Below are 14586 nucleotides of genomic sequence, written 5' to 3' on the forward strand. Positions count from 1 at the left end.
ACAATGTCCCGGGGGTTTTATTTTAAAAAACCACCAACCTTAAATCAATCATGTTTTAATTTTTAACCTTACGGAGTTTCATATTTACCTTATCGGCCAATAAATACATAACTGGTACGATCACTAACGTAAGAAACGTTGCAAAGGTTAACCCAAATATTACTGTCCAAGCCATTGGCCCCCAAAAATCTGCATTGTCCCCTCCCACATAGAATTGAGGGTCAAATGAGCTTAAGAGGGAACCAAAATTGATATTCATACCAATGGCTAATGGAATCAATCCAAGCACCGTTGTAATTGCTGTCAAAAGAACTGGTCGAAGACGAGTTTTACCAGATTCAACGATACTTCCTACCAAATCAGTATAAGAAAGGAATTCATTGGAGCCTAATCCTAAAGACTCTCGTTTTCTTTCGCGGACCAGGTTGGTATAATCTATCAATACAATCGCGTTATTCACCACAACACCAGCCAAGGAAATAATACCAATACCTGTCATAATGACAACAAAGTCCATGTTGAATATTACCAAACCAAGGAATACTCCAATCGTACTCAAAACCACGGAAGCCATGATTATGAAAGGCGTGGTCACGGAGTTAAACTGAGCAACGATGATTAAGAAAATCAAAGAAACTGCAATTGCTAAAGCTCTTACCAAAAACTCCATGGATTTGGCTTGCTCTTCTTGCTCCCCGGTAAACTTAACAGTGATTCCATCAGGGACATCATAGCCTGCCAAGTATTCACGAATGGAATTATTGATCTCAGTAGCATTGTAACCATCCAACACATTGGAATAAATGGTCACAGCTTTCTCCAAATCCTTTCGCTTCACAGACCCATACGTTGAGCTGAATTTAACATCTGCAACAGCGGAAACAGGAACTTCTCGTTTGGTGCCAAACTTATCTCGGAAGCCAATTTTCTTATTGACCAAAGCATCGATATTATATCGGTACTCCTCCTCTAATCGAAGTTGGATCGGATAATCATCCTCCCCTTCTTTGAACTTGGATACCTCCAAACCAAACAAGGAAGTTCGCAACTCGGTCGCGATGGTTGAAGTGGACAATCCAAATCGACGGGCTTTATCCCGATCGATATCCACGATCAATTCAGGACTTCCTAAAGAAAGGTCTGTTTTGAGTTCTTCAATTCCTGGAATATTCTTGCTGTTAATGAATTCCAAAGTCTGATTAACATAGCTGATCAACTGATCGTAATCCTCACCTGAAAATTCAATATTGATCGGCTTTCCAACAGGCGGACCGGCCCGCTGCTTATCAACTGTAATCAATACCCCAGGATAGTTCTCCGCTAATTCACGGATTTTTTCCATGGCCCGGTTCGTGTTGATTCCCTGACGCTCAATGTAATCCACGAAACCAATCGTGATTTTTGCTTTATGAGGAGTAGCTTGACCGGAGTTTCCTTCTGTTGGTTCACCAGTTCCCTCCCCTACCTGAGAAATCATTGAATCGATAATGTCCTGATAATCCTTCAACACACTCGCTACCTGATCCTCAAACTCATCAACAAATTCATTGGTCGCTTCGATATCCGTTCCAATTGGGAATTCTACATAGACGTTGACCAATTGTGGCTGGTTATCTGGGAAGAACAATACCTTAGGAGCTCTGACGAAATACAGGGAAACTGATAGAATCAGTAGAATATTTACTCCAAAAAAGAAGAAATAAGGATTTTTCCCTCTAAGAGCAAAGTTCAAAGTTTGTTCATAAGCATTCTCTAATCGAACCAAAAAGACGGTTTGGAACCATTTAATCGCTCCTCTAAGAAGAAACACATTGAATAAGGTCAAAATAGAGGCAACCAAAGCAAGGGATCCCATGGCAGTCCACCCAGTCAAATAGAAAAGGGTAGATAGGATCAAAAATGCACCGGCAACAGTAATCGGTTTTCTTTTTGACTTTACCTTATTTACATCTTCCACTTTCATGAACATGGAGGTGAAAACAGGATTGATCACCAATGCCACAAAAAGTGAAGATGAAAGTACAATAATCAGGGTGATTGGAAGATATTTCATGAAATCTCCAATCGTATCCTCCCAGAAGGCCAATGGCAAGAAGGCAGCTAGTGTGGTAGCTGTAGATGTAATAATTGGCCAGGCCACTTCTCCCACTCCTTCTTTTGCGGCTCGCATTGGGGATTTTCCTTCCGACATCAATCGGTAGATATTTTCTACTACCACAATTCCGTTATCCACCAACATCCCCAATGCCAATATCAGGGAAAACAGCACCATCAAGTTTAAGGTGATTCCAAAGGAATTAAGCACCAAAAAGGAGATAAACATAGACAAAGGAATCGCTGAACCCACAAAAAGGGCATTTCGGAATCCCAAGAAAAACATCAAAACCAAAACCACCAGAATCACCCCAAAGATGATAGAGTTTTCCAAGTCATTTACCTGAGTTCGGGTAGTCTTACTTTGGTCATTATTGATGGTAATTTCCAAATCGGGTGGAAAACGGTTCGCTTTAGTCTCCTCAATGATTTGCTTGATTTGATCGGCAGCATTCAAAAGGTTTTCACCACTTCGCTTTACTACGTTGATGGTTACTACCGGAAGGTTTTTCATCCGGGCATAGGAGCTTCTGTCTTTGTAAGTATCCTTGACCTCAGCTACATCGCGGAGATAGACGATTTTCTCATTGTCTGTTTTGACAATCACATCGAGGATATCCATCGGGTCAGTGAATTCTCCATCGACCCGTAAAGTTCGCTGAAAATCACCTCCTCGAATACTACCACCTGAAATGGTCACATTTTCTGAGCGAACGGCATTGGCGATATCATCAAAGGTCACACCTACTGACTCCATTTTATAGGGATCAGCATTAATCTGAATTTCCCGTTCTACGGTACCAGCCAAGTCTGCCTTTGAAATTTCTGGAAGCTTTTCAATTTCATCTTCTAAATACTCTCCAAACTTCTTTAGCTCGGCCTCAGAATAATTGCCCGATATATTTACGTTCATGATTGGGAAATCTGAAGTATTGATTTCCAATACATTAGGGTCCTGATCCAAGTCTGAAGGCAATTCACTTTTAGACTTGTCTACTGCGTCTTTTACATCCTGAATAGCTTTAGAAATCTCAACTCCGGGGTTGAATTCCACTACAATGGAAGAGAAATCCTGAACAGATGTGGATTTGATATCCTTGACATCATTTAATGATTTGAGTTCCTTCTCAATCGGACGAGTGATCAGGTTCTCCATATCTACGGGTGAGTTTCCAGGATAGGGAGTTCCCACATATACGGTAGGGATTACTACTTCAGGAAAACTCTCTTTGGGCATGGTCCTATAGGCACCCAAACCCAAGACGGTAATAATCAGCGTTAGAATGACCACAGAGGTGGAATTATCCACACTCATACTGGTCAACCCAAACTCTCTCGTTGTTTTTGGACTTGATTGTTCGGCCATGACTTACTGCTGTGCAATAGTTACGTTGAAATTATCTCCTACTTCTCTGAATCCTTTATCCACCAATTTTTCGTCTCCGCTTAGACCTTCCAAAATTTCGGTAAGCTGCTGGAAAGTCTTTCCTCGCTGAACATAAGTTTTGATAGCTTTTCCATCACGAACTACAAACACATAGTCACCTCGGTTATCGCTTAAAACCAATTTAGACGGAACAACCACAGCCTCTGGATTTTCATAATCTTTGATATCCAAAATGGCAAGCATATTGGGCTTCACAAGGTCCATTTGAGGAAGGTAAACCTCCACTTTAAAAGTCCTATTATTAGGATTGATGATAGCTCCAATCGCCGATACTCGAGTTTCAATTTCTTTTCCAATCGATGGGAAGCTTACTCGTACGGAGTCACCTTTACCCAAAACTCCAACATAAGCTTCAGATATATCCGCTTCAATAAAGAGGTCGCTTTCTCCTACGAATTGGAACATAGGTGAACCTGGTTGCACTAATTCTCCTAATCGAACGGTCACTGTTTCTACCGTACCATCAAAAGGTGCCTTTACGATAGACTTATCCAACTGGGTTTTCAAAGAGGCTAGACTTCGCTCCAGTCCTTCTTTTCGATTTTTAGCTTCAAGGTACTGAACTTCTGTTCCGATTTCCTGTTCCCACAATCGCTTCTGCTTTTCAAAAAGAGTATTGGCCAAGCTCAAAGAATTTTCAACTTCATCGATATTTCGTTGAATTACTTCAGCGTCTATTCTAGCCAAAACTTCACCTTTCTTTACTCGCATTCCCTCCATAGCAGGGATTTCCAAAACCTGACCTGCTGTCTCTGAAGAAATACTGACATTCTTTTTAGAAAGCACAGAACCTGTCACTTCCACAAAATGCTCAAAGCGCTCCTTGTGGGTATCAGCTGTAGTAATCAAAACAGACTTCTGATTTTGTTTGGCAAACTCAGGATCCAATTTCATTAATTCTGCCTCTAGCGTACGAATGTTTCCATTCAGTTCAACCACTTGAGCTTTCAACTCCTCCAGCTTTGCTTTTTTAGCTTCCACTGATTCATCCTCCGCACAAGCAAAACTCATTACAAGAGCTAATGTGATGGGTAAAAATCTCAAAATTGTTTTCATGTGTTTGATTAATAATTTCCAGGAAGGAAAGGGTGTTGGTTTAGTTCATTAAATCGTTTTTCAATATTCCTAGGGCTTTTTCCAAATCCACTTTAGATACCAATCCATCATAAAGGGCTGATAAATAGTTGATTTCGGCCTCAATCAATGCTGCATCTGCTTCTACTACCTCTAAGTTAGATCCGACTCCTTCTTGGTATTTGATTTTGGCAATGTCATAAACCTCCCGAGCCAAATCGAGATTCTCTCGCTGAACCCGAAGAATATTCAACTCATTGCGAAGGTTGGACTTAGCAGTGAACACTTCGTTTTTGATACTTTCTTTCAAGAAAAACCGCTGGTTTTCGAGTTGCTGCAATTGCACCCGATTCTGTTGAATTCTCGCACTTTTGAGCAATCCGTCGAAAATTGGAATCTGCATACTAACTCCAAGAAGAGAGCTCCCAAACCAGTTTTGCTTATCGTATACCGTATTAAAGGCATTTCCGGCACCGGATCGTATTCCATTAGCCACAAAATCAATAGTTGGCATATACTGAGATTGATTATTTTTCAAATCCAGTTTGACCAACTCCAGATTGGTATTCAATTGAGAAACCTCAACCCGCTCCATTCCCTCTTCTAATAACAAGGCATTGATTTCCTCAATCGGGTTCAATTCAGCCAAGGTCTCTGAAAGCACCACGTCATACTCCATAGGTAAACCCATTTGAAGTTTTAGGATTTGCTGACTGATTTCCAAGGCAGTCCGACTTCGTTCCAATTGGGAGTAAGTATTATTTCGCTGAACCTGAATTCTGGAAACATCCACCTTTTCGGCAAAACCAGCCTCATTCAAAGCCCTGGTCTCCGCTAATAAGGTATCAATTCGAGAAAGGTTGGCTTCAGCAAGACGAATACGCTCCTGATTGACCAAAACTCCGAAATAAGCCTTCTTTACAGCTTCAATGGCATCATTCTCTGTTTTAATTTTATCCAGATCTGTCAATTCCCGATAGGTCTTGGCTGCCTGAAGACCTACGAAAAAGGAGCCGTCAAAAATCATCTGACGAACATTCACCCCCAAACTGGATTGGAAGCTCACACCAAATCGTGCCGGAATTACATCTCCGGGAATGCTTGGATCTCCGAATGGTGGTTGATTGGGAAGAAAGACCACTGGAATAGAAGGATTGTAATTCAAATCAAAATTTCCTGTGATTTGAGGAAGTCCCGATGCCGTGGTTTCCTTGATAGTTGCCTTCGCAATCAATGTCTCCAACTGTGCATTTTTGACGTCGATGTTGTTTTCGAGTGTGAAATTCAAGGCTTCCTCAAGTGTTAATTCAACAATCTCTTGGGAATGAGCCTGATAGGACAGGCCTAAACCAAAAAAGAATAGGATGAATATTTTTTTCATTTCAATGAGATTCAAATAGTGTTTTCTTGCTGAGTTTTATAAGCTTCACGTCCCTTTTCAGTAAATATTCCGTGAAGAAAATGATCCATCATTTCTAATTGGATCTTAACGATATCGTAATTAGCATCTTGAAAATTGGTGGAGTCCATGGCACTAGTAATTTGGTCCACTCGAATTCTTGCCAAAATCGGCACTTCGATTTCCTGTCTGAAATAGCCCAAATTTTTACCCCGCTCAAGAATATCCATCATCTGAGAGAGAATCACCTCCTCCTTATGACGAACGAAAATCTGCCAAGCATCAGGAAAGTATTTCTGAACTTCCATAATGGTAACCGGATTGATGGATTGCAATCGCTCTCGCATCATTCGGGACAAATGAACCAAGGTTTCGATCACCTGATCATCCGAATCATTCATCAATGCTTCGATCATATTTTGATCTCTCCTCAAAATCTGATCGAAAGCAATCTTCACCAATTCCTTTTTGTCAGCAAATTCCTGATAGAGCGTTTTCTTAGATATTCCCAAATGCCTGGCAATATCATCCATGGTGACACTACGGACCCCATACTTTGAGAACTGCTCTATCGCTGCTTCCAATATTTTTTCGCGCATTGCTACTTTTCTCTTTAGGCCGACAAAACTATGGAAACGTTTAGAATGTTCAAAGTTTCCGTAGTTTTTTTTGAAATTTTATTTTGTAAGCTTTTGTTAAAAAATTATTAAATAGTTCGGTTTCGAACAAAAATGTATTTTTATAATACATTATTTTGTACTCTAACTTTTTTGGGAGAGGAAATTTGATTTTTTATAATTTTAGTGCTGTTTTCAACTTTTAAATGAAATTTATTCAAAATCCATCCGGAAAACTCCATTATCAAACCGTAGGAGATGGAGAAGAAACCGTGCTCCTTCTACACGGCTTTGGACAAAGCATGGAAGACTTGAAAGCTTTCTCAAGAATCCGAAAACCAAATCAACGTTACATTTACATAGACATTTTTTACCATGGACGAAGTCAATGGTTTGATTCGAAAAAGCCCCTATCGAAAAACACTTGGAAGGCTTTCATTCAAAAACTCCGGCAGGAAGTTGGTTTTCAGAATTTCCATCTAATCGGTTACAGTATGGGTGGAAAATTCGCTCTACTTACATATGAATTATTTGATAGTCAAGTTCAGAGCCTCACACTTCTTGCTCCAGATGGAATAAAAACAGGACTTTGGTATAGCATCAGCAGCTATCCGGGCTCTTTTCATGGGCTTTTTAAAGGTGTTGTATTCAAACCGCACCTATTTTTTGGATTGATGAATGGATTGAATTCAGCGGGATTACTCGAAAGCAGTATTGTGAAATTTGTGCAAACCCAAATGGAAACCCGCTCCAAACGAGCTCAGGTCTACTTTACTTGGAGAGTTTTCGGAGGAATTCACTTGCATTTAGGAAAGATCATTCGTCAGGCTAGAAAAAATAAGACTCCAATCAAGCTATTCATCGGAGAATACGATAAGATGATCACCCATGAAAATTTGAATCGGTTTTCCTCCAAAATCCCACAAATTCAAGAAGTAATCCTGCCTGTAGGACATGGGCAACTAATTGAAAAAACGGTGGAATATCTCGAAAAAGAGTCTTCTTAATTTTCCTTTCTCCGTACGATCAGATACCAATCCCCATCCAAGGGCAGGTAGCCATAATCATAGCAAAAGTGGTAAATGCTCCCCTTCTTGGTCTCTATGGTATGAGTCTGATACTGAAAATCAAATCCCTCTCGGAGCAACCTGTCCTTGGTAGTCTTCGCCATATCTTCTCCTGAAGGAATAAAGGACTCTAGAATATTCCGATTCTTCTTGATCTTGTGATTGATCCTGCGGATAAAATTACTGTTGTCCGCATATTGCTTGTAGTTATAATTATTCCGACACTGATCATCACAAAACTTCTTATCGGATCGTCCTTGCAAGGGTGCACCACAATTCAAACAAGTCTTCTTTTCCATGATTTAAAAAGTTTGTTTGAATTTATAAAATTAGTTGAAATATGCAAACAACTATTTCCTCGCTACCAAGCGAATGACCGAAGAAAGCCCCACATGAAAATCACCCTCCTTCATTTCGGTTACGGTTTTTTCAAAAAACAACCATTCCATCTGCCCAAAATCCCGATCTAATTCTTCCTTTGAAAACAGCATTTTGACGTCTTTCGGTCCTCCGGCTTTTGGATTGATGGAATTATATTCCAAATGCTCTTTGGAGAAAGCCTCTAAAATCAAAGTACCACCCGGTTTTAGCAATCGAAGGAGATTTTGATGCAATGAATGCCGAATATCTCCTGGAAAATGGGCAAAAATCAATACCAAAAGATCGAAACTCTCGGGTTCAAATTTCATCTGATCCAAAGTACCAACTTGATAGTGGATTGTTACGCCACGCTCTGCAGCCAATCGTTCTGCCTTCATTCTAGCAGAATCACTAATATCAAAAGCAAAAACCTCCCAGCCGTTCTCAGCTGCAAATACACTATTTCTCCCCTCTCCTTCCGCTGGAAAAAGTGCTTTCCCAGGTTTTAAGTCGAGAAGTTTGGCTTGAAAAAAACGGTTGGGTTCTTTTCCATAGACATAATCTTCAGCAGCATAACGCTCATCCCAAAATTGCTTCATGACCTTGATTTTTGATAAGAAAGAAAATGGGGAACAGGAAAGTTCCCCATCGACTTAGCGCTTGAAAAGAATTCGATCTAGATTGAAAGTATTCCAAATCGAAATCCCCGAATCTGTTCGCAAAACGAAATACAAATCCTGAATCTCATTCGATTCCTGCAAATTGACAGTTACTGGGAAATATCCACTTTGTGCACCTTGTTGAAGTTCTCCTGTCTTACCCAAAATTGGGCCGTCGGAGCTTCCAGTCCGAATTTCCAAAACCCCTTTAATTCCAGCTGGATTAACCCAAAGTTGCAATTGCTTTATTCCAGATAAATCCACCTGATCCAAAGCAATCCAAGAGTCCTTTTCGGTATAACGGATAAAATTCAAGCCATTTGCATTGGCTTTGGCGGTATTTTTAAATCGATCTGCCGTGAACGCTTTTATTAATGGATTTCGTAAGACAAACTGCTCATTTCCTCTTAGAGGATCCATTCCATTTGCTCCTTGATCGGTATAATTAGCCTGAATCAAATAGTATCCTTCCGTATTTTCAGTTGGATCAAATCTGAAGGTTCCTTCAAGCGGTATTTTTTCTTTTCCAAAATCAGGATCTTCCAAGCCCAAAATAAAGTCGACCATCTGAGCAACTTGATCCTCAGGAAGATGAGTGTGCCCAGGCATGATTCGCTCGCCCCATACACCCCCACCTCCATTTCGGATTTTATCAATTAAATATGCTTTTGCTTCGCCTTGACCTTTATACTTAGAAGACACATCTCGATAAGTAGGCCCCACTGATTCATTCTCGATAGCATGGCAGGCTTTACAACCTGCTTGAGTAATGAAATTTTCCCCAACAGAAACCTGCTCCTCTTGATGACCTGCTTGAATCAAATCATAACCTCCGGCAATGAAATCAATGGTAAAATCAATTTGTTCGGAATCAATGCTTCCATCTTCTTTATCTGAAACCTGAACGGCGTAAGGAATCTCATCATTTTCAAAATAAAAGCTACGATTTCCATCCCACTGAATTGAAACTTCAGGGCGTTCATTCCCAACTTGGATTTCTATAGAGGCATTGGCTTGCTTTCCTTCCAAGTCTTTCACCGTCAAAACCACCTGATAAGATCCAGGAGAATCAAAGGTATGATTTGGATTCGGAGAAGAAACTTCAGGTGAACCATCCCCAAAATTCCACGAATAAGTCAGACTGTCCTGAGGATCAAAATCAATAGAACCTTCAGATGAAAACTGAACCAATAGCGGAGCAGCTCCTGTTCGTTGACTTGCAGAAGCTTTGGCAACTGGTTGACGATTTCCCGGCGCAAACTCAATTTTGTAAAGCCCCGAATCATCATTTTGCGCTCTCCAATAAGTTCCATATTCCAAAACATAGAGTGAACCATCTTTTGCAAACTGCATGTCTACTGGTTTCACAAATTGAGTGGAAGGCATAAAGCGCTCCATGGTATCGTATTCAAAATTCTCGGTAAGATTTACTGTAAAAACCCAATTTCGCATCCAATCGAAGATGAATAATTTTCCATTGTAATATCCAGGAAAGCGAACATCCGACTTATCATAGTCTTCTCGGTAATAAACAGGTCCTGCCATGGCATTCCTTCCTCCTGTTTCGAGCATAGGAAACTCAACTGACTCATCATACGGATACCAAATCAAAGCTGGCTGAGCCGGTGGCAGCTGCTCTAATCCGGTATTGTTTGGAGAAGTGTTAATTGGAGCTGCGGGATCAAACTCAAAGAGGCTTTCCTGCGTAGCAAAGTCATACTTCCAATAGGGCTTATTATTTCCTACAAAATAAGGCCAACCATAAAAGCCTGGTTTTCTAGCCAAATTGATTTCATCATGGCCTTTTGGTCCCCGTCTCGCAGAATCAACAGAGGCATCAGGCCCCACTTCTCCCCAAAAAAGATTGCCATTATGCTGATCCAAGGATATCCGATAAGGGTTCCGATTACCCATCACGTAGATTTCAGGTCGGGTATTGGGTGTTCCGGGAGGAAATAAATTTCCTTCAGGAATGCTGTAGCTTCCATCTGCTTCAGGCTTAATTCGGATAATTGCCCCCCGTAAATCATTGGTGTTCCCAGAAGTCTTTTGTGCATCCACATTCGCAGGTCTATCCTGACGCTCGTCAATGGGATTGTAATTGTCAGATTCAAAAGGCGTGGTATCGTCTCCAGTAGAAAGGTATAGCAATCCATTGGCATCAAATTCGATGGAGCCGCCAGAATGACAACAACCTCTAAAAACCGGAATTTCTAAAATCACCTTTTCAGATTCTAAATCAAGACGGTTTTCCTTAAACTCAAATCGGGAAAGCCTATTGACATCCGGAGAATAATCCAAGGGCGCATAGTAAAGGTAAATCCAATGATTCTGATTGAAATTAGGATCCTTTGCCAAACCCAGCAAACCATCTTCATGCTCTAGGTAGACATTCAATTCCCCAACTACGGTAGTCTCACCGGTAGCAGCCTCGTACAGTTTTAGCTTACCAGCTCGCTCAATAAAAAGTACATCCCCGTTATCCATAACCTCCAACTCCATGGGTTCATTGAGTTTTTCAACTAGGGATATTTTGGTAAATCGACTTTCATCGGGTTTGATAGTCGCAAAAGGATCAACGTCTTTTGGGGCACAGCTCCAAATCATCCCCCAGCACACTAAAAGTGCTAAAGACAAGCGATTTTTCATACGAAAGGCTTTTTAGGTTTATTGAGGGGATAAGATAGGAAGGAATCCCCAAAGGAATAAACCAATGGTGGAAATGGAGGAAATTGCCTTTGGCATATCACTCACTCATTAGCAAGCGATACCGCCACACTTCCCGTACTTGATCAATAGTTACCTCAAAAGGAGGGTAAATAGGGTTAGAGGAACAAAGTAAAAGCTGTTGATCAGCCTTGATACGATTGTAGGCGATTTTGAAAGTCACACCATCCTGCTCGGTGACGATCACGTAGCGCTCTCCATCTTTGATTGACATCCAGTCATCTACATATTCACAGATGATCCATGCTCCATCGGGAATCGGTAACATCGAATCTCCATCCACCTGAAATACCCGGTGTTTTTTATCCGTAGGCAAAAAGGGTAAAGAAAAGCGCGGTAATTCCGAGATAAATTCAGGATCTGCAAAACCAGCCAAATAACTTGCTTTGGCTCGCTGGGAAACGACTTCGATCAGCTCTCTCCCATCCGCATCCACGGTGGTTGAAAGAATCCTGAGTTTTCGTCCACGAAGAAATTTATCTGTTTCCAGCAATTCCCGGAGTTTGTATTCCGAATAAGAAGATAGATCTTCTTTGATCAGAATATCCAGAGAAACACCAAAGTATTCAGAGATTTTCACCAGAGTTTCCAAAGGAGGCGTAATGGTGAGTTCGTACCCTGCTAATTTCGATCGAGAAATTGACAACCTATCTGCCAGTTCCTGCTGGGTTAAGTTTTTCTTTTTTCGGAGGAATTTGAGATTTGTATTAAGAAGCATGTTTTTTAAACTTTTCTAGAATGACAATTGGTAAGATCTTCTTTAAGATAGCTACGCAGATACTTTGTTAAGATAGCCCTATGGGCAGATAGACTATCTCGCTGAACGAAGTGAAGCATATCTTGGCGAAGCCATATCTTATCTTTCTTATTTATTTCTTATTTCAAGATTCCTACACAGATACTTTTAAGATAGCCCTACGGGCAGATAGCATATCTCGCTGAACGAAGTGAAGCATATCTTGGTGGAAGCCATATCTCATCTTTCTTATTTCAAGATAGCTACACAGATACCTTCTATGATAGTCCTGCGGGCAGATAGCATATCTCGCTGAACGAAGTGAAGCATATCTTGGCGAAGCCATATCTCATCTTTCTTATTTCAAGATAGCTACACAGATACCTTCTATGATAGTCCTGCGGGCAGATAGCATATCTCGCTGAACGAAGTGAAGCATATCTTGGCGAAGCCATATCTTATCTTTTTTATTTCAAGATAGCTATGCAGATAATTTTGAAGATAGCCCAATGGGCAGATACTCTACTTTGATAAGTCTTTATCTTTTGCCTCATAAGCAATTTTAATTTGATGATTTAATTTGATCTGAAGCTCCTTTGATGTAGTCTTGATCTCTTTGTATTCCTCTTCAGTTACAATTTTTCTCTCAAATCCCAAATCAATCCAATGCTCAACACTTTCTGATAGTGATGCTCTCGAGATATAGTAAAATCGAATTCTTTCTAAAAAATGGAATCTCGCATATCCTTCGGCGATATTGGCTCCCACAGAATCCATGGAACTCATCATTTGATTTCCCCAGGTTTTTCTCAATTGGTAATCTAACCTTTGATAAATGATCCAAGCTAACGCAGAAAGTCTCCTTGATAAAACATAGATATCAAGCTCTTTGAGAGGAATGTAATTTGATTTTTTACTACTCATGATCTCTTAAATCTTTTATCTCACTGAACGAAGTGAAGTATATCTGGCGCAGCCTATCTTCATTATATCAAGACAGCTACGCAGATATTTTTAAAGATAGCTCTGCGGGCAGATAGCATATCTCGCTGAACGAAGTGAAGCATATCTTTTTTACCATGACAACTTCCGCCACTTCCCTCTCCCAAATGTAAGAATATTGATTAAATTATAAACATTATAATGTTTAAATAATTGACAAAAAACCATGGAGGGGAAACGGAATATTGCGCATATGGATTTGGATACGTTTTTCGTGTCGGTGGAGCGGCTTTTTGACAGCAGGCTCAACGGAAAACCCATACTGATCGGAGGCTCGAGTGACCGTGGAGTGGTGGCTTCCTGCAGCTACGAGGCCAGGAGATTTGGCGTACACTCGGCCATGCCCATGCGGACAGCAAGGCAGCTTTGTCCCGAAGCAGTAATCGTTCGGGGAGATTTTGAAAAATACAGCCAAAAATCCCACGAAGTCACTGAAATCATCAAGGAATCCGTCCCTCTTTTTGAGAAATCTTCCATCGATGAATTCTACATGGACCTTACAGGCATGGATCGATTTTTTGGCTGCTTCAAATTGGCTCATGAACTCCGACAGCGTATCATCAGGGAAACTGGACTTCCTATTTCTCTCGGACTGTCTGAAAACAAAACCGTCTCCAAAGTTGCCACGGGTGAAGCCAAGCCCAACAATGAAAAACAAGTTCCTTTCGGGCAGGAAAAGCCTTTCCTTGCTCCGCTCTCGGTACGTAAAATCCCCATGATCGGTGAGAAAACCTCCCAAACCCTTTATAACATGGGAGTAAAAAAAGTACAGACACTACAACAAATGCCCTCCCAATTGTTGGAAGCGACCTTCGGAAAAAATGGAAAGATGATCTGGGAAAAGGCAAATGGAATCGACCGCAATCCAGTCATCCCCTACTCCGAAGCGAAATCTGTTTCCTCCGAAAACACCTTCGAAGAAGACACCATTGACGTGAAAATGCTAGAAGCGACCCTGGTGGCGATGACCGAGCAACTCGCTTCCAAGCTTAGACAAAAAGGCCAACTCACCGCCTGTGTAAGCGTGAAGATTCGCTATTCGGATTTTGAGACACATACCATGCAACAGCGAATCCCTTATACTTCGGCAGACCACAGCATATTGCCGATCGTGAAGGAACTCTTCCGTAAGCTGTACAGCCGTCGTCTGTTGATTCGCCTGATCGGAGTTCGTTTCAGCCACCTGGTCTATGGCAATTATCAAATCAATCTCTTCGAAGACACCCAAGAGCAAATCAACCTCTATCAAGCCCTCGACAAGCTAAACGTAAAATACGGTGACAAAACCGTCTGCCGGGCTGTGGCCATGGCCGTAGGAAGGAGAAGGTTCAATCCTTTTAATGGGATGGAGATATAAATTAAGAATGAAAAATGAAGAGTAAGAAAACCAAAATCCCAATCAGA

Annotated in this window: 11 protein-coding genes; 2 read left to right on the plus strand and 9 right to left on the minus strand. The window is 41.0% G+C overall.

What is annotated here, in order from left to right; all coding sequences use genetic code 11:
* Positions 1 to 55: 55 nt before the first annotated feature.
* The 4 genes from E4S40_RS09515 to E4S40_RS09530 are packed head-to-tail and all read right to left on the minus strand — an operon-like array spanning position 56 to position 6613.
* A complete protein-coding gene (locus E4S40_RS09515) occupies positions 56 to 3460 on the minus strand; it encodes an efflux RND transporter permease subunit (protein WP_135073429.1) in 3405 nt (1134 codons plus the stop codon).
* Between the two features lie 3 nt (positions 3461 to 3463).
* Entirely contained in the window at positions 3464 to 4597 is a 1134-nt protein-coding gene (locus E4S40_RS09520) for an efflux RND transporter periplasmic adaptor subunit (protein WP_135073431.1), read from the minus strand.
* 40 nt (positions 4598 to 4637) lie between these two features.
* On the minus strand, positions 4638 to 5996 hold the full coding sequence (locus E4S40_RS09525; RefSeq protein ID WP_135073433.1) for a TolC family protein: 1359 nt from the start codon (positions 5994 to 5996) through the stop codon (positions 4638 to 4640).
* Positions 5997 to 6007: 11 nt separating this feature from the next.
* A complete protein-coding gene (locus E4S40_RS09530) occupies positions 6008 to 6613 on the minus strand; it encodes a TetR/AcrR family transcriptional regulator (RefSeq protein ID WP_135073435.1) in 606 nt (201 codons plus the stop codon).
* A gap of 224 nt (positions 6614 to 6837) precedes the next feature.
* On the opposite strand from E4S40_RS09530, the gene E4S40_RS09535 reads away from it, so the two are divergent.
* On the plus strand, positions 6838 to 7638 hold the full coding sequence (locus E4S40_RS09535) for an alpha/beta fold hydrolase (protein ID WP_135073437.1): 801 nt from the start codon (positions 6838 to 6840) through the stop codon (positions 7636 to 7638).
* Here E4S40_RS09535 and E4S40_RS09540 read toward each other — a convergent pair.
* The 5 genes from E4S40_RS09540 to E4S40_RS09560 form a co-directional block, all read right to left on the minus strand.
* Complete coding sequence (locus E4S40_RS09540) at positions 7635 to 7997, minus strand: DUF2116 family Zn-ribbon domain-containing protein (RefSeq protein WP_135073439.1); 363 nt, start codon at positions 7995 to 7997, stop codon at positions 7635 to 7637. The two genes, E4S40_RS09535 and E4S40_RS09540, sit on opposite strands and share 4 nt — an antisense overlap.
* Before the next feature lie 51 nt (positions 7998 to 8048).
* Positions 8049 to 8657 carry a class I SAM-dependent methyltransferase gene (locus E4S40_RS09545; protein WP_135073441.1) on the minus strand — a complete coding sequence of 203 codons (609 nt, stop codon included), beginning with the start codon at positions 8655 to 8657 and terminating at the stop codon, positions 8049 to 8051.
* Positions 8658 to 8711: 54 nt separating this feature from the next.
* Positions 8712 to 11366, minus strand: a complete 2655-nt coding sequence (locus E4S40_RS09550; protein ID WP_135073443.1) for a PQQ-dependent sugar dehydrogenase — start codon at positions 11364 to 11366, stop codon at positions 8712 to 8714.
* A gap of 97 nt (positions 11367 to 11463) precedes the next feature.
* Positions 11464 to 12162, minus strand: a complete 699-nt coding sequence (locus E4S40_RS09555) for an XRE family transcriptional regulator (protein ID WP_135073444.1) — start codon at positions 12160 to 12162, stop codon at positions 11464 to 11466.
* 540 nt (positions 12163 to 12702) lie between these two features.
* Complete coding sequence (locus E4S40_RS09560; protein WP_135073446.1) at positions 12703 to 13104, minus strand: four helix bundle protein; 402 nt, start codon at positions 13102 to 13104, stop codon at positions 12703 to 12705.
* Positions 13105 to 13348: 244 nt separating this feature from the next.
* Between E4S40_RS09560 and dinB the strand changes: the two genes are divergently transcribed.
* Positions 13349 to 14539 (plus strand): DNA polymerase IV, encoded by a 1191-nt coding sequence (gene dinB, locus E4S40_RS09565; RefSeq protein WP_135073448.1) that lies wholly within the window; start codon positions 13349 to 13351, stop codon positions 14537 to 14539.
* The last annotated feature ends 47 nt before the right edge of the window (positions 14540 to 14586 follow it).

The organism is Algoriphagus kandeliae (assembly GCF_004571135.1).
Taxonomy (GTDB): domain Bacteria; phylum Bacteroidota; class Bacteroidia; order Cytophagales; family Cyclobacteriaceae; genus Algoriphagus; species Algoriphagus kandeliae.